Source organism: Hymenobacter sp. 5516J-16, from assembly GCF_022919335.1.
In the GTDB taxonomy this organism is placed as follows: domain Bacteria; phylum Bacteroidota; class Bacteroidia; order Cytophagales; family Hymenobacteraceae; genus Hymenobacter; species Hymenobacter sublimis.
The window spans coordinates 2,012,415-2,027,919 of record NZ_CP095058.1 but is presented as its reverse complement, the minus strand read 5'-3'; the positions used below and the strand labels follow the sequence as shown (position 1 = coordinate 2,027,919).

Here is a 15,505-nt window from a genome sequence, read left to right as displayed (position 1 = left end):
GCGTGTTTGTGGCAGGAAAAGGAACGGTTAACGCCGGCGGAAGCGGTTAACTACCAGCCAGAGCAGCAGCACAATTAGGAACACGCCAATCAGGCCCGTCCAGGCGCCGGCCTTGAAGATGGTGCCAATAGCATCGCAGCTGCTCAGTGAAAACGTGAACAGCACAAGAAAAGCCAGGGTGAGGGGAAAGCGGAAAGTAGTCATGGTGCAGGAGAGATAGTGGAACGCAAGCCACGATGAGAGGGCTCTTTCTGCATGTACTCTTTCGCCCCGGAAAAGGTTAGTATCCAGGGCGGTGAACAGCCTAGCTCTAGTTATTCTACGATGATTCGGCGTGAGAGGTAGCGAAACCCCCGGTCTGGACGTGCAGCAGGTGCGTGTATCAGGAAGTGTGCGGGCCAAGTCAAAGCTCTCCAACAAACCCGAGGCTGGTACGGTGGCCGCTCGTTGCCTGTAAGGCCAGCACCTGAAGATGTACTGGGCGTGGGCAGTCATCACGGTCTGAGATTTCGTCAACTCATCAACCGCCACCACCCTGGCAATTATGGCAGTCGTCAGGAAGCGGGCGTTTGTTAATCAAATGGGCGGAACAGTCTTTTAGCGTTGTCCCACGAGCTGTACTGCCAGCAAAGAAAAAACCCGGTAGCAGACTAAGTGTAAGTCTACTACCGGGTTTGTGCGCTCCCTCCTGGGCTCGAACCAGGGACCCTCTGATTAACAGTCAGATGCTCTAACCGGCTGAGCTAAGGAAGCGGTTATGGCGGCGTGTTTTTCGCCGTTGCTGGTGCAATATTAGAGCAAAGTTCTGGAACGTCCAAACATGTATTTCGAAAAAAATACAGAAAAACAATTAGTTCGTGATTGTCAGAGTATTGCCAGACAGCGCCGTGTTGTACTGACGCAGGGGGCGGGTAGCTGGGCCGCCCTGTACTTGCCCCTGAAAGCTAAACTGTGACTTGCAGCACGGATCGTAAAGCCGCAGAAATGGGTCGATTTTTACCCGTGCGCAGGTGTCCAGAGGTTGGTAGGGGCAATTACGGTCGAAGGCTAGGTAGCTGTTAGCATTCTGCCGAACAATGATGAGGCCGCGCACGCCTCCCTTGTGGTACACTGCTCCGTTATCAAAGCGCAGGTTGCTGTTTTCCTGATTGGTCAGAAACACAACCTCGTTTACGGCCGCTAGCGGAATTTGAGGTTGGGCGTCGTTGGTGGCGGAATTGCAGGCCGCCGACATCAGCCCGGTGGCCAGAATACTACAGGCAACAGCGCACGTGCGTCGGAAAGGAGCAAAGAACATAAGTGGAAGCGTAAAACAGCGGAGCGGGTAGAACGCACAACTTGCCCGCACTGATACACACAAGGCTTACGGTTGGTTGTATATCCAAGAGAAAGCTCTTGTTCAGCGTGGCTAAGGTAGGGATGCAAAAAGCTCCCACCTACAGCCGTAAATGGGAGCTTGCCTACTAGTGATTAGGCGCTTTACTGGGCGCTTTCAAACTGACGCAGAAAGCGAGTGTCGTTCTCCGTGAACAAGCGCAGATCCTTAATCTGGTACTTAAGCATGGTGATGCGCTCAATGCCCATACCCCAGGCGTAGCCAGAATAGCGTTCCGGATCAATGCCGGATTGCTCTAGCACGGCCGGGTCCACCATGCCGCACCCCCCAATTTCTACCCAGCCCGTACCCTTGCAGATGTTGCAGCCCTTGCCTTTGCAGATCAGGCAGGTAATGTCAATTTCCGCGCTGGGCTCCGTGAAGGGGAAGAAAGAGGGCCGAAACCGCACCTGCATGTCTTGGCCGAATAGCTCCTGCACAAAGTAATACACCGTCTGCTTGAGGTCGGCGAAGCTCACGTTTTCATCCACAAACAGGGCTTCCACTTGGTGGAACATCATGTGAGCCCGCGCCGAAATGGCCTCGTTGCGGTACACGCGGCCGGGCATAATGCTCCGAATTGGAGGCTTCTGGGTCTGCATCACACGCACCTGCACCGGGCTGGTGTGCGTGCGCAATACCCACTCCTGCTCGCCGGGCGTGCGGCGCACGAAGAACGTGTCCTGCATGTCGCGGGCGGGGTGGTTTTCCGGGAAGTTCAGGGCCGTGAAGTTGTGCCAGTCGTCCTCGATTTCTGGGCCTTCCTCCACGTTAAAGCCGATTCGGGCCAGAATACGCACGATTTCCTCGCGCACCAAGCTCAAGGGGTGGCGGGTACCGAGAGCATTGGGGGTGGTAGGCAGCGTGTAATCGAAGGTAGGATCGGCGGGGGCGTTGGCCGTAGCGGCCTCCAACTCCTGCTGGCGCTGCTCAAAGCGGGCCAGAGCCTGCTGCTTGAGCTGGTTAAGCTCCTGGCCCACGGCCCGGCGGTCTTCTTGTGGTACCGTTTTCAACTGGTCGAACAGGTCGGCTAGCTGGCCCTTGCGGCCGGTATAGGCAATGCGAAACTGGTCGAGCTGTTCCGCTGTAGAAAGGTCGTAGGCTTCAATTTCGGCCCGCAGCCGCGCGATGTTATCCTGCATCATGGGGCAAAGGTAACTTGATTGCAGCGAGATGCCTGCTGTTCGCTAGTTGATGAAAATTACTGACTGGTTATCAATAATATATGATTTATGCAACGCAAATTTCATGTAAGTTAACCACCTGCTCGGACCGGAGTAAAAAACTGGTATGGTTGCTGCAAATAGCCTGAACACAAGCGGCAACTGAGGCTGAACGTGGGGCGCCACCCGTTAGCCAGCTGGCTGCAAGCCCGGTTCGGCCGGGTGTGGTATTCACCTCCTGATCTGCCTTTCCCGATGAAACGTTACCTTCTCTCCGCTGCTGTGGCAGTGGCCTTCTTCAGTGCGTCCCAGGCGCAGGCACAAACCCAATCGAAAGTGAAAGCTGGCAAACTGGCCAACACCAGCGTGGCGCCTTCCGCCGCAGCTCCGGAGCCCGAGTGGCCGGCGCTGGAAACCTGGAGCGAGCCGGCCGCCCCAGCCAGCCCCAGCAATAGCTGGGAAGCTGCCGCTACCACCGATACGGACCCCATGATGCAGTCGTCGGGGTGATGGTAGCGCCCGGCATGAGCTCCTCACCCTACCGCGGCACCAGCACCGACTACCACGGCCGTCCTGTAGCCAAGCCCAAATCCAAGCGCCCCCGCTCCGTAGAAGTAGCTCAGGACGACCCGATGATGCGTTCCTCGGGCGTTATGATAGCCCCCGGAATGAACACGGCCCCCTACCGCGGCACCAGCACTGATTATAACGGCCGCCCCGTGCGCAAACCCGTAGCGAATACTACCGTGTCGGCCTCCGCGCAAGCTGATGTAAGTCAGGAGCCCATGGCAGCGGGTTGGTAAGCCCATGTTCTGTTGGTTCAGTACCGCGTACAGCCCGGACGGCATAGCCGTTGCCGGGCTGTTGCCGTATGAGGGAAAACACGCGGTAACTACTTGAACTTCTTACGGCTTCCTTCCTATGAGAACCTCACTGCTACCCTTTTTGCTGGTTGGCCTAGCTTGCCTATTTACGGAGGCACCTACCCAGGCGCAAACCAAACCAGCGACGCGCACCAAAGCCGCCTACCAGCGAACCTCTAGCTCCCGCCCAAGAGCCCGCGCCGGAGCTTACGCACGCTACGACCGCTCCGGCCGGCGTGATGAGGAAAACTTGAAGCTGGCTCCTGGCTTACGCCTGAACATGCCCAGCCCCCAACCACAGACTACATGGGCCGGCCACTAAAGAAAAAGCCTGCCAAACAGCCCGTCGGTGGTCCGACCACCATTTCAGCCGAGGGCGGCAAGAAAGCCGCCGGTCGGCCGTAAAAGTCACCGCCGACTGTAGCCCTACCACTATGGAGGTGCGGTAAGCTAGGGGCCCGTTGAATTTCTGAATTTCGGCTTTGGGATGGAACTTCTCGGGCAAGGCCGCGTTAGGCCAAAATGTGAGGCGGGGGTTTCGGGCCCGCGCGGGGTGCCGTACCTTTGCGGTAAGAATCTGCTTTATACCTTCTTTTATGACTCGTCAATTCCTCCCACTGTTGCTGATTGGTGGCGTACTGCTGGCAGCGCCAGCCGTAGCCCAGAAAAAATCATCGGGCGGCTGGGATACTGCCTCCGACGGTTGGGGTGCTCCGGCCAAAAAATCGGCCGCTCCTGCCAAGAAAACCACTGCTACTAAAGCGGCAGTAGCCCCTGCTGCTGAGCCTGCAGCCGCCACGCCCGCGCCTACCGCTACTGCGGCTCCTGCTTCGGGTAGCGGAGAATGGGGTGGTGCAGCCGGCGGCGCTGCTTCGGCCGCTCCCGCTGCTGAAAGCCAGCCGATTGGCGCCAGCCTGGCCCCCGGCTTTTCGGCCGCTCCCTCACGCCGCGTAACCACGGATTATCGGGGCCGCCCCATGAAGCCGTACGTGCGTCGGAGTGTGCGCTCTGCTGACCCAATGCCCACTGCGCCGGCCCCAGCTCCTATCATTCCAGTAGCAGAGCCCGAGCCCGCTCCTGTAGCAGCTACGCCGGCTCCGGCGGCGCCTAAAGCCAGCGGTGCAGGCGCCTCGGGTACTGCCAAAAGCGGTGGTGCTACTAGTACCACCAAGAAAACGGCTGCTCCAGTAAAGAAAGCCGCTCCCAAGAAGAAGGCCGATGACGGCTGGGGTAGTGGCGGTAGCGGCTGGTAAGTCTCTCCGTGAAGTACTTAGGTAACAGAACAGCCCGCTCGGTAATCCGAGCGGGCTGTTCTGTTATAAACTTAGTGCACTTACACTTACCGTCTAGTTTGCCAATTCTACCAATTCTGGCTCCGCCGGAAGAGTAGTAGCGGCAGATGCCGCCCGATAATACAAGGTGCTGCAGTTGTCGGGCCGCAGGACTTCCTGGGCTGCGGCCAGCACGTGCGTCGGCGTGACGGCCTGTACCTTGGCGCTTTCCTGGTTAACGAGGTCGGCGTTGCCGAGCAGCTTGCTAAACGCCAGATTCATGGCGCGGTTAAGCAACTCTATTTCGCTGAATACAATGCTGGCTTCGGCCTGATTTTTTACTTTCTCTAGCTCCGCGGTGGGTACTTCCGTGGCCCGAAGTTCTGCCAGCACAGCTTCTACCGCTGCATCGGCCTCCTCTAAAGTTACGCCGTTATTGAGCTTGCCACTCACTACCAGCAGGCCCGGCTCAAAGGAACCCATAACGGAGGCCGAAATAGAGTTGAACAGGGGAGTTTCTTTCACCAACTGCTGGTACAAGCGCGAGGACTTGCCCCGGCCTAGCAAGTCGCTGAGCAAGTCGGCGGCGTAGTAGCCCTCCTCGGCCCGGCCCGGAATGTGGTACACCTTATAGAGCGCCGACAAGGGTACTTCGGCAGTTACTTCTAGGTGGCGGGCCTCCGTTTGGCGCGGTTCCCGAGGAAGCTGCCGCTCATAGCGGGTACCGCCGGGGATGGGTCCAAACCACTTTTCAGCCAGGCGCTGAGCTTCAGCCACCGTCACGTCGCCGGCCACCACCAGAATGGCGTTGCTGGGCGAGTAGTGCTTGGCAAAAAAGTCGCGCACCTGCTGCATGGTCGCGTCTTCGATGTGGCTGACTTCCTTGCCGATGGTAGCCCACTGGTAGGGGTGGTGCTGGTAAGCCAGGGGCGCAGCTTTAGCCACACGTCGCCGTAGGGCTGGTTGAGGTAGTTCTGCTTAAACTCTTCCACCACCACTTTGCGCTGCACTTCCAAGCCATTTTCCGAGAAAGCCAGGTTGAGCATACGGTCCGACTCCAGCCAGAAACCGGTTTCCAGATTGGCGGCGGGCAGGGTGAGGTAGTAATTGGTAATGTCGGGAGAGGTGAAGGCGTTGTTTTCGCCGCCCACCAACTGCAGGGGCTCGTCGTAGCTGGGAATGTTCACGGAGCCCGAAAACATCAGGTGCTCAAACAAGTGCGCGAAGCCAGTGTGCGCGGGGTCCTCGTCGCGGGAGCCGACGTTGTAGAGCACGTTGAGCACAGCCATGGGCGTACTGTGGTCTTCGTGCACAATGCAGCGCAGGCCGTTTTCAAGGGTGAATTCTTCGAAGTGAATCATAGAAAGTCAGCGGGGAGGTAGTGCCCAGCGGGGCAATAAGATAAACAACCAGCCGCCCGAAATAGAAGTTTCGGGCGGCTGGCTGGGCAAGGTCGGAAGATGTACGCAGGCCGCCAAGCCGGGGGTTACAGCGTGGCCCGCAGGCCTAGCAGCAGGGTGCGAGCCGTGGGGTAGGCCCCGGCATCTAGGCCAGCCTGCTGGTTGTCGGCGCCAGCGGAGCTGACGTTGGGGTCGTAGCCCCGGTACTTGGTGAGCACCAGCAGGTTGTGGCTACCCAGCCACACGGATGCACTGCGTGCTTCTTTCTCCCAAAGCTTATAGCTGACCGTAACGGCCGACAGCCGCGCATGATTACCGGATTGCAAGGTGTAGGTGCTAGCAAGGGTCTGAAAGTAGGTGCCCGCCGCCGGAACCTCGGCGGCGGGAGTGGTAGGCGTCCAGCGTTGCCGCACCCGGCCCGAAGAATTCCGGTAGAGTCCTTCTGGCACGTCCAAACTCAATAGCGTAGTATTCAGCATTTGCTGCCCAAACATGCCATCGGCCTGCAGCTGCACGCCAAAGCGGCCCAGGGCAAAGTGCTGATTCAGGCTGAGTAGCTGCCGGGGCAGGCCGCTACCTAGGGGCGCCTGGTCGGCGAAGTTGCCCCGTCCGTCCCCGTTTATATCCTGGAAAGCAGGCTGGCCGGTGGCATCGGGCCCCAGGTAGCGCAGGCCGTTGAAGGTGCTGAGCGGTTGGCCGGAATAGGTGCGGTGATAAGCGAAGAAGTAGTCGAATACACTGGCATCAGTCTCTAACCGGTTACGGTTAAAAGCCGCCGCCAATTGGCTAGTGGCCTGAAGCCTACCGGCCTGCCAGCTGCTGCGTACCGTCAGCTCCAGGCCCGTGTTGCGCAGGCGGGCCAGATCAGTGGTGTTGGTAGGGGTAATGCCCTGGTGCCGGGTGCGGCGGGTGTATCCTTCCACGGTCACCGTCAGCCGGTTGTTGGGCAGGCCAGCCTCCAGGCCCGCGTCCAGGTGGGTGGTGTAGTCGGGGGTAAGCACGGTGATGCGCTGCGAGATAGTACCGTTTATAGGAATGAACTGATACGTGAAGTTGCGCCCTGTGAGGCCCCGGGCCGACGTGCGCCCCCCGCCCGTCCACAGCTTTAGGTGGAACCCCGTACCGGCCAGAAATTTTTCCTGCGAGGCGTGCCAGATAACTTGCCCGCCGGGGAGCCACTGCCACCGGTCCTGGACGACAAAGCTGCTGCTGGCGTCGCGGCGCAGGGTGCCCCGCACCTGGTAGCGCCCGGCAAAGGTATAGTCGGTTGTAAGCTGATAGAAGTTCAGCTGGTCCTCGGTGCTGCTGCTGCTACCGCCCAGCGTAACGCCGGGGGCCGTACCGGGTAGGTAGGATTGTTGCTCGGTAGTGGTCAGGCGGTCTTGGCGCTGGGCTTCCGCACTGGCTGCCACCACGTGCTGCTGCAACTGTCCGAAGCTGTGGGCGTAGCGCAGGGCCGGGCTGAGCACCAGTTGGCGGTAAGTGAAGGCGAGGTTGCCATTTTCGCCGGCCGGAATACCAGAAACAGCCATCTGGTAGGAGTGGCTGCGCAACGTGTTGCGCTCCAGCCCGGCGCGCACATCCAAGGTAAAACCAATGGGTAGCCGGTACTCGGCCCGGAGCTGAGCCAGCAGGCGGCGGTGCGTGGGCGTTTGGTAATTGCCCTCGGCCAACTGTGCCGGATTAAGCTCGAAAATGGAAGTAGTAGGCATATTGGGCGCAGTGGTGGGCAGGGCCAGCAGGGTAGCACTCGTGACTCCGTTGTTGGGTAGGCGCTGCTCCAGGTGCGCTAGGCTGCCGCTGGCTTCCAAGCGTAGGCGCTGCCCAAGTTGCTGGGTAACGGCTGCCCGGGTGGCGTAGCGGCGCAGGCGCGAGTTCAGCACTACGCCTTGTTGGTTCAGGTAATCGGTGGCCACGTAGTAACGGGTGGCACTGCTGCCGCCCGCCAGGCCCAGGTGGTGCTCCTGCACGGCGGCCGTGCGCAGTACTTCCCGCTGCCAGTCGGTACCGGTGCCCAGGGCGGCTATATCGGCGGCAGAATAGGGCGCGGGGTCACCGTAGCGCTGGGCAGTTTCGTTGCGGAGAACGGCATACTCCCGCGCATCCAGCAAATCGTAGCGGTAGCGGGTGCGTTGCACGCCGCCGTAGCCGGCGTACGTGAGGCGGGGCTTGCCTAGCTGGCCCCGGCGGGTAGTAATCAGGATAACGCCATTCACGGCCTGGGAGCCGTAGCGAGCGGTTTCGTAGGCCCCTTTCAGCACCTGTACGCTCTCTATATCCTCGGTAGGAATGCTCAGCAGCGGATTCGCGTCCAACTCCTGCGTTTCTGTCGCTACAAAGCCTATTGTGCCATTAGAAGTACTGGTGCCCGGCCGAAACGTATGTTGAAACACGGGCATGCCATCCACTACGTATAGGGGCTGGGCATTAGATGACAGGCTGGCCGCCCCCGAATGCGCACCGCCACTTGGGCCCCCGGCGCCCCGGAGTAGGGTGTGGCCTGTACTCCAGCTACTTGGCGCAGCTGTTCTTGCACAGGGAGGTAGGGGAGTAAGTTAGTTGATGGGGTAAGTTGAACGCCTGGTACTTTATCAATAAACCCATTTGGTTCGGTGGTAGCCGTAGGCAGCGCCGCTAAACTATCGATTTGTAATGCCACGCCCGCGCGGCGCGACGCCAGGGTATCGGGCTGCTGGGCCTGGGCAGCAATAGAAAGTGGGAGTAATAAACCGAGGGGTAATAGTCGGGGCATAGAGAATAGGTAGGGTGGAAAAAGGTCCCGAAGATAGATGCTCCACAACAGCCGATTTCACAAAGACCAGCCGATAATTTCCCTTCCCCGCCAAACCCGTACTTTTGGCCCTACCCACCACTACCTGCTACCTCCCGATGAACTTCGACCGCAAGGATTACTCCAACGATACGCTGCTGCATCTGTACCAGGGCCTGCTTAAGCCCCGGATGATTGAGGAAAAAATGCTCATTCTGCTGCGCCAGGGCAAAGTCAGCAAGTGGTTTTCGGGCATCGGGCAGGAGGCTATATCGGTAGGTAGCACCCTGGCCCTGGAGCCCGACGAGTACATCTTGCCCCTGCACCGCAACCTGGGCGTGTTCACGGGCCGCAACGTGCCCCTGGACCGGCTCTTTGCCCAGTGGCAGGGCAAAACCACGGGCTTCACCAAGGGCCGCGACCGGTCCTTTCATTTCGGTACCAACGAGCACCACATCGTGGGCATGATTTCGCACCTGGGGCCCCAGCTGGCCGTAGCGGGCGGCATTGCCTTGGCCGATAAGCTCGATGACAAGCCCAAAGTAACCATCACGTACAGCGGCGACGGTGGCGCTTCTGAGGGTGACTTCCACGAGGCCCTGAATGTGGCCGCCGTGTGGGAGCTGCCTGTCATCTTCATCATTGAAAACAACGGCTACGGCCTGAGCACCCCCAGTCGGGAGCAGTTCCGCTTCCGCTACTTCGTCGATAAGGGTCCCGCTTACGGTATGGAAGCCGTGCAAGTGGACGGCAACAACGTGCTAGAAGTGTACGATATGGTGCGCCGCCTAGCCGAGGACCTGCGCCAGAACCCGCGCCCCGTGTTGCTGGAGGCCCTTACCTTCCGCATGCGCGGCCACGAGGAAGCCAGCGGCACCAAGTACGTACCCCAGGAGCTCTTTGAGGAATGGGCCCAGAAAGACCCGGTAGAGAATTACGAGAAGTGGTTGCTGCAGGAGGGCATCCTGGATGAGGAAGCCCGCATGCGCTTCCGCGAGACCATCAAGCGCGAAATTGAGGAAGGCCTGCGTATCGCCGACGCTACCCCCATGCCTACTGCCGATCCTCAGCAGGAGTTGGCCGACATGTACCAGCCCTTCCAGGCCCCTGACCAAGCCCCGGCCGCCGATGCCGCTACCACCGACAAGCGCTATGTAGATGCTATTTCCGACGGGCTGCGCCAAAGCATGGAGCGCTACCCCGAGCTGGTGCTCATGGGCCAGGACATTGCCGACTACGGCGGCGTGTTTAAAGTCACGGAAGGCTTCGTGCAGCAGTTTGGCAAGGGCCGGGTGCGCAATACGCCCCTCTGCGAGTCGGCCATTGTGGGGGCCAGCCTGGGCCTGAGCATTAAGGGCAAAAAGGCCATGGTGGAAATGCAGTTTGCGGATTTCGTGACCTGCGGCTTCAACCAGATTGTGAATAACCTGGCCAAAAGCCACTACCGCTGGGACCAGAACGCCGACGTAGTGGTGCGCATGCCCACCGGCGCCGGCACCGCCGCCGGCCCCTTCCATTCCCAGAGCAACGAGGCTTGGTTTACCCACACGCCCGGCCTGAAAGTGGTATTCCCCAGTAACCCTGTCGATGCGAAAGGGCTGCTCTGTGCCGCCATCGAGGACCCCAACCCGGTCATGTTTTTCGAGCACAAGCTGCTCTACCGCAGCGTGTCGGCGCCCGTACCGGATGCCTATTACACTACACCCATCGGGAAAGCGGCCCTGGTGCGCGAGGGCGACGAGATGAGCATTATCACCTACGGGGCCGGCGTACACTGGGCTTCGGCCCTGGCCGATGAGGTAGGGCTTTCGGCCGACATCCTCGACCTACGCACCTTGCTGCCCTGGGACACAGAAGCCGTGCGCCAGACCGTGGAGAAAACTGGTCGGGTTATTATTCTACACGAGGATACGCTGGTAGGCGGCCTGGGCGGCGAAATAGCGGCCTGGATTGCCGAGCACTGCTTTACCCACCTCGACGCGCCCGTACACCGCGTGGCTTCCCTGGATACGGCCGTGCCCTTCGCCCGCCCCTGGAAAAGGTGTTCCTACCCCAGCAGCGCCTGCGCGAAACCGTGGCTAAGCTGCGCAGCTACTAGCCCGCTAAACCCGTAATTTGCGTCCTCTGTCCCGCTGACGAGAAGCTGATTTATACTAGAAATGAACATGTTTACTGCTTCTGGGCCGCGCGTACGGCTGGTGGTACTGGCGGCGTTGCTACTACTCACGGCCCCGGCCTGCCACCGCTACCGCCTGCCTAGCCCCACGGGGCCGCCCCAGCCCAAAGTCAAGAAGGCCAGCAACCCCGACAACCAGTCGGCCGACGGGCGGGCCTTGGATGTGGAAAAAGAAGCCGTGAAAACCAAAAAGAACAGCTACGACAAGCAGGGACTGCTCAAAAAGCCCAAGTATGAGCGCCGCCGCCTGAAGCATAAAGTAGGGCAGCGTAAAATCCTGGGCATCACCCTGCCCGATTTTATGCAGTAAAGGAAGCTTCCCTGGTTGCTGTGCCGTATGTGGGCTATCTTGGGGCACGTGCGCTGTCTGGCTGCCGGCTATTTTCCTACTCCTCACATTATCTTTCTACCCTATGCGCTACTTGTTCCTCACTACTTTCGCATTGGTCAGCCTGGTAAGTAACCGGGCGCTGGCGCAGCTGAAATCTACGAATCCGGCCCAGCAGCGCGTCGCCAACCGCCGCGCCCTGCGCGAAGCCGCCCAGTTCAAGGGCGAATACAAGGAGTCGCATCTGACGGTGACGAAGGCTGAGCTCAAGCACGCTGGCAGCGGACGGCAGGCGGCTACCAAACCCACCGATGGCCGGGCTAGTTATCAGTTTGACCGCACGGGTACGCCACGCGTGTCCGAACCATCCCGCGTGAGTTTTCGTCTTCGGAAGAAGAAAGAATCCAGTTCCCAATAACCACCCCGCATATGACCCCCTGGCAACCCCTCACGCAAGCCGAGCAGCTCACTGATATCGTCCGCGAATCATTTGAGCACCCCGTTCTGATCTTCAAACACAGCACCTCCTGCTCTATCAGCGCCGCGGCCAAAGGCAAGGTAGAGCGCCAGTGGGACGAGGCTGGCCTATCCGCCACTAAGCTGTACTACCTTGATTTGTTACGCTTCCGGCCCATTTCCAGCGAAATAGCCGAGAAATTCGGTGTCCGTCATGAGTCGCCCCAGCTGCTGCTGATCCAGAACGGCGAGTGCAGCTACGACGCCTCCCACATGGGTATCCGTCTGAGCGAGGTAGCGCAACTGGTGAAATAGTGAGAGAGTGAAACGGTGAGTGAAGTACTGTCATGGCGCGGAGCGCGGCCATCCGTCCTTTACAAGAAGCACTACCTCTAGAAAGATAACAAGCCCTTACCTCCGGGCTGGAAGTAAGGGCTTGTCTGGTTAGTGGGCAGGTCACAGAAGAGAGGACAGATGACCTCATCCCGCGTCATCGCCATGACAGCTCACTCGTTCACTATTTTACCGCCTCACTACTCATAAATAAACCGAACCTCCTGGCGGATTTCTGGGTTTAAACTCAGGGCTACCGGGCAGGTACGGGCGGCGTTTTCCAGAATGGTTTGCTCCTTCTCGGTGAGAGTGGCAGGCATGCGGAACGTAACGTCAATTTGCCCGATGCGGCGGGGCTCGGCCAGCATGTGCTTGGTTACGTCCCAGCTGGCGCCGGTCAGGTTTAGGCCGTGGCGCTCGGCCACGATGCCCATGATGGTCATCATGCAGGAGCCCAGGGCTGCGCTTACTAAGTCGGTGGGAGAAAAGGCCTCGCCCCGGCCGTGGTTATCCACGGGAGCGTCGGTCAGGATGATGTTGCCGGAGGCTACGTGGGTAGCTTCGGTGCGCAAATGGCCGGCGTAGCGGGCGGTGGCAGTGCTCATAGGAAATCGAAAATCAGGTACTTGTATGCGGGTAAATTTACGTACTTTCGATAGGGTTGCTGGTGGTTTGCAGCTGCTGGGCCCACAATTTTCCCACCGTTCTTTCCTTCCCCGAACCGTGCGCACTCCGTTCGTTTTTGGCTGCGGCCTACTGCTGGCAGCCATTGGGGCTGCCCCGGCGGCGCAGGCCCAGCAAACTCAGGTTACTTCTTCCAGCAACGACGAGCCGTCGTACCGTAAGGAGTTTACCTACGGTATCAATTTTAATACCCGGGTGGCCTGATTGGCGGCGCTTCCGTGCGCTCTACCCGCCTGCTCAACCAGGACTGGTCGCGCTTTTGGAGCCTAGAGGCCGTAGAGATAAAGCACCCCAAGGAGCAGAAAGTAGCAACCCGCTACGGCGGCTCGTTCGTGTATGGCAAAAGCAACTACCTGTTTGCCATTCGGCCTTCGGTGGGCCTGCAGCGGGTCATCTTCCGCAAGGCGCCGGAGTCAGGGGTGCAGGTGAATGCGCTGGTAGGAGCCGGCCCTAGCATTGGCCTGCTCATGCCCTACTACATCAGCTACGACTACGGTAATGGCCAAGGCAACCCCAACGCCTCCGATATCCGCAACGAGCAGTACAACCCCGATATTCACCGCAGCCCCCAGGAACTGGTCGTGGACCGAGCGCCGCTGTTTTCGGGGGCGGGTGAAACCAAACCGGCTCTGGGTGCTCATTTGCGCGGCGCCCTCAGTTTTGAGTATGGCCGTTACCGGGATGCCGTGGCGGGGTAGAGGTAGGGTTTCTGGTGGAGGCATATACCAAGGACCCGGCCATCATCCGGGTGGCGCAGGTGCCCGACAACGACCTGAACGACCAGTTTTTGCCTTCCGTTTATCTGACGCTGTATTTGGGCACCAGAAATTAAAAAGTGAAAAACAGCCCCGGAGCCATCCTTCGGGGGCTGTTGTGTTTTCCGGAGATGCCGCGAAACCACAAGGGGGCGGAATTGTCTTAGAAGCTGACTCTGTAGCAACCCATTCCCCTTACCTTTGCAGCATGGATGAACTGTTGCTGACCCTGCCCATCATTCAGCCCGTGGCGGCTGCTCCCGTAGCGCCCGCCAAACCGCGCAAACCCGATTGGTTGCGCGTAAAGCTGCCCGTGGGTCCCGCCTACGCCAATGTCCGCCGCTTGGTGGATGAACATAAGCTGCATACCATTTGCGAGAGTGGCAATTGCCCGAATATGGGCGAGTGCTGGGGCGCTGGTACGGCTACCTTCATGATTCTGGGTAACGTGTGCACGCGCTCCTGCTCGTTTTGCGCCGTGGCCACTGGCCGCCCCACCGAATACGACCTCGACGAGCCGCGCCGGGTAGCCGAAGCCATTCAGCTCATGGGCGTGAAGCACGCCGTAATTACCTCCGTCAACCGCGATGAGCTAAAGGACCGGGGTGCCAGCGTGTGGTACGAAACGGTGGTGCAAACCAAGCTGCTTTCGCCTACCACGACCATCGAGACCCTAATTCCGGACGTGAAAGCGAACTGGGCTGCTTTGGATACCATGATAGCCGGCGGCCAGGAAGTAGTGTCGCACAACATGGAAACCGTGGGTAGCCTTTACCGTCTCGTGCGTCCCCAAGCCAAGTACGACCGGAGCCTGGAGCAGATTCGCCGTACCAAGCAGGCCGGCAAGCGCACCAAATCCGGCATCATGCTGGGCCTGGGCGAAACCAAGGACGAGATGTACCAGGCCATGGACGACCTGGCCGCCAATGGCCTCGACATCCTGACGCTGGGCCAGTACTTGCAGCCGACTAAGCGCCACATTGAGGTAGCCGAGTTTATTCACCCTGACCTCTTTGCCCATTACCGGGAAGAAGGCTTGAAGCGCGGCCTGAAGTATGTGGAAAGCGGCCCGCTGGTGCGCTCCAGCTACCACGCCGAGCGCCACGTGAACGTGCCGATCTAGCAACTCGCCTAACTAGCATCAACAGAAAGGTCCCGCTCTACATCTGAGCGGGACCTTTCTGTTGATGAAAACCGAGTAAGAGCTCAATAAAAAACCTGCTCCGCATAGCGCGGAGCAGGTCTTTAGATATGATACTGCTAATAGATTAGCGGCTGGCTTGCTCAGCACCGGGAGGGTAAGTGCCCAGGATGCTGGTTACAATGCGCTGCACTTCGGTTTCAGAAATGGTCTGGTTGTCGACTTGGGCTTGGCCCTGACCGCGCCACGCCAACTCCTTGCGGCGGGCATCTACGAAGTCGAGAATTACGGTGCCAGCCTTGTAATCGATTACTCCCTGGTTGAAGCCACGGCCGTACCAGCCGCCCCAACCATAACCGTACGGGTAACCATAGGGGCCATAGCCGCCAGTGGTGCGCTGCTTGTCCTCTACGCGGGCACTGTAGGCAACGTACACATCAGGGTTCTTTTCAACCTGGGAGAGGCCTTTTTGGGCGAGTTGCTGCTCCACGGCGCTCCGGATGCGCTTGTCCAGAAACGACTCATAGCCTTTGGCTGGGCCGCCTTCCGTATCGGTGGGCTGCTGCGGATACCAGGCCCAGGTTTTGTAGGCGCGGAAGTTTACGGAATGATCAAAATCGTTGCTTACCCCAACACGAGCCGAGGTAGCACAGCCACTTACCCCAGAAGTAGGGTTAACCCTAGCACCGACAACGTCAGGGGCGGGCCAAGAATTTCGGAATACGGTTCATAGGAAGAAATCAGTAGGGATGATGGCCACCAGACGCGGATAAATCCGAAGTTCCTGGCT

16 protein-coding genes, 1 tRNA gene and 3 pseudogenes are annotated in these 15,505 nt (G+C 59.3%); 11 read left to right on the top strand and 9 right to left on the bottom strand.

All coding sequences use genetic code 11. The annotated features are described in order from the left end of the window. Positions 1 to 27: 27 nt before the first annotated feature. The 4 genes from MUN84_RS10045 to pheS form a co-directional block, all read right to left on the bottom strand. Positions 28 to 204, bottom strand: coding sequence for a hypothetical protein (locus MUN84_RS10045; RefSeq protein WP_188556951.1), 177 nt, complete (start codon positions 202 to 204; stop codon positions 28 to 30). Between the two features lie 475 nt (positions 205 to 679). After that, positions 680 to 753: transfer RNA gene (locus MUN84_RS10040), tRNA-Asn, on the bottom strand. 97 nt (positions 754 to 850) lie between these two features. Beyond that, positions 851 to 1,297, bottom strand: coding sequence for a hypothetical protein (locus MUN84_RS10035; protein WP_244697986.1), 447 nt, complete (start codon positions 1,295 to 1,297; stop codon positions 851 to 853). Positions 1,298 to 1,479: 182 nt separating this feature from the next. After that, positions 1,480 to 2,517, bottom strand: coding sequence for a phenylalanine--tRNA ligase subunit alpha (gene pheS / locus MUN84_RS10030; protein WP_244698815.1), 1,038 nt, complete (start codon positions 2,515 to 2,517; stop codon positions 1,480 to 1,482). Between the two features lie 276 nt (positions 2,518 to 2,793). On the opposite strand from pheS, the gene MUN84_RS10025 reads away from it, so the two are divergent. The 4 genes from MUN84_RS10025 to MUN84_RS10010 all read left to right on the top strand — a co-directional run bounded on the left by MUN84_RS10025 (position 2,794) and on the right by MUN84_RS10010 (position 4,654). Further along, entirely contained in the window at positions 2,794 to 3,048 is a 255-nt protein-coding gene (locus tag MUN84_RS10025; protein ID WP_244697985.1) for a hypothetical protein, read from the top strand. 14 nt (positions 3,049 to 3,062) lie between these two features. Then, positions 3,063 to 3,341, top strand: coding sequence for a hypothetical protein (locus tag MUN84_RS10020; RefSeq protein ID WP_244697983.1), 279 nt, complete (start codon positions 3,063 to 3,065; stop codon positions 3,339 to 3,341). 118 nt (positions 3,342 to 3,459) lie between these two features. Continuing rightward, positions 3,460 to 3,723: a hypothetical protein gene (locus tag MUN84_RS10015; protein WP_244697981.1), complete on the top strand. Its 264-nt coding sequence runs from the start codon at positions 3,460 to 3,462 to the stop codon at positions 3,721 to 3,723. A gap of 274 nt (positions 3,724 to 3,997) precedes the next feature. Further along, on the top strand, positions 3,998 to 4,654 hold the full coding sequence (locus MUN84_RS10010; RefSeq protein WP_244697979.1) for a hypothetical protein: 657 nt from the start codon (positions 3,998 to 4,000) through the stop codon (positions 4,652 to 4,654). 93 nt (positions 4,655 to 4,747) lie between these two features. Here MUN84_RS10010 and MUN84_RS10005 read toward each other — a convergent pair. From MUN84_RS10005 to MUN84_RS09995, 3 genes and pseudogenes are all read right to left on the bottom strand, one after another. Further along, positions 4,748 to 6,033: pseudogene (locus MUN84_RS10005) on the bottom strand (M16 family metallopeptidase). 125 nt (positions 6,034 to 6,158) lie between these two features. Continuing rightward, on the bottom strand, positions 6,159 to 8,471 hold the full coding sequence (locus tag MUN84_RS10000) for a hypothetical protein (RefSeq protein WP_410780086.1): 2,313 nt from the start codon (positions 8,469 to 8,471) through the stop codon (positions 6,159 to 6,161). A gap of 8 nt (positions 8,472 to 8,479) precedes the next feature. Further along, positions 8,480 to 8,824: a hypothetical protein gene (locus MUN84_RS09995; protein ID WP_244697977.1), complete on the bottom strand. Its 345-nt coding sequence runs from the start codon at positions 8,822 to 8,824 to the stop codon at positions 8,480 to 8,482. A gap of 137 nt (positions 8,825 to 8,961) precedes the next feature. Between MUN84_RS09995 and MUN84_RS09990 the strand changes: the two are divergent. From MUN84_RS09990 to ytxJ, 4 genes and pseudogenes are all read left to right on the top strand, one after another. After that, a pseudogene (locus MUN84_RS09990) lies at positions 8,962 to 10,940 on the top strand (thiamine pyrophosphate-dependent enzyme). Positions 10,941 to 11,007: 67 nt separating this feature from the next. After that, positions 11,008 to 11,328 (top strand): hypothetical protein, encoded by a 321-nt coding sequence (locus MUN84_RS09985; protein WP_244697975.1) that lies wholly within the window; start codon positions 11,008 to 11,010, stop codon positions 11,326 to 11,328. A gap of 103 nt (positions 11,329 to 11,431) precedes the next feature. Then, the gene (locus tag MUN84_RS09980) at positions 11,432 to 11,764 is read left to right on the top strand and encodes a hypothetical protein (RefSeq protein WP_244697973.1); all 333 of its coding nucleotides are present in this window, start codon (positions 11,432 to 11,434) and stop codon (positions 11,762 to 11,764) included. An 11-nt stretch (positions 11,765 to 11,775) separates the two neighbouring features. Then, positions 11,776 to 12,117, top strand: a complete 342-nt coding sequence (gene ytxJ, locus MUN84_RS09975) for a bacillithiol system redox-active protein YtxJ (protein ID WP_244697971.1) — start codon at positions 11,776 to 11,778, stop codon at positions 12,115 to 12,117. A 218-nt stretch (positions 12,118 to 12,335) separates the two neighbouring features. Here the strand turns inward: ytxJ and MUN84_RS09970 are convergent, their stop codons facing one another. Continuing rightward, positions 12,336 to 12,740 carry an OsmC family protein gene (locus tag MUN84_RS09970; protein ID WP_244697959.1) on the bottom strand — a complete coding sequence of 135 codons (405 nt, stop codon included), beginning with the start codon at positions 12,738 to 12,740 and terminating at the stop codon, positions 12,336 to 12,338. A 118-nt stretch (positions 12,741 to 12,858) separates the two neighbouring features. On the opposite strand from MUN84_RS09970, the gene MUN84_RS09965 reads away from it, so the two are divergent. From MUN84_RS09965 to lipA, 3 genes are all read left to right on the top strand, one after another. Then, positions 12,859 to 13,023, top strand: coding sequence for a hypothetical protein (locus MUN84_RS09965; RefSeq protein WP_244697957.1), 165 nt, complete (start codon positions 12,859 to 12,861; stop codon positions 13,021 to 13,023). Between the two features lie 14 nt (positions 13,024 to 13,037). Continuing rightward, on the top strand, positions 13,038 to 13,517 hold the full coding sequence (locus MUN84_RS09960; protein WP_244697955.1) for a hypothetical protein: 480 nt from the start codon (positions 13,038 to 13,040) through the stop codon (positions 13,515 to 13,517). Positions 13,518 to 13,794: 277 nt separating this feature from the next. Further along, complete coding sequence (gene lipA, locus MUN84_RS09955; RefSeq protein ID WP_375374050.1) at positions 13,795 to 14,697, top strand: lipoyl synthase; 903 nt, start codon at positions 13,795 to 13,797, stop codon at positions 14,695 to 14,697. Positions 14,698 to 14,842: 145 nt separating this feature from the next. On the opposite strand, the pseudogene MUN84_RS09950 reads toward lipA, so the two are convergent. Further along, positions 14,843 to 15,331, bottom strand: a pseudogene (locus MUN84_RS09950) (DUF4136 domain-containing protein); the annotation flags it as partial. Between the last annotated feature and the right edge of the window lie 174 nt (positions 15,332 to 15,505).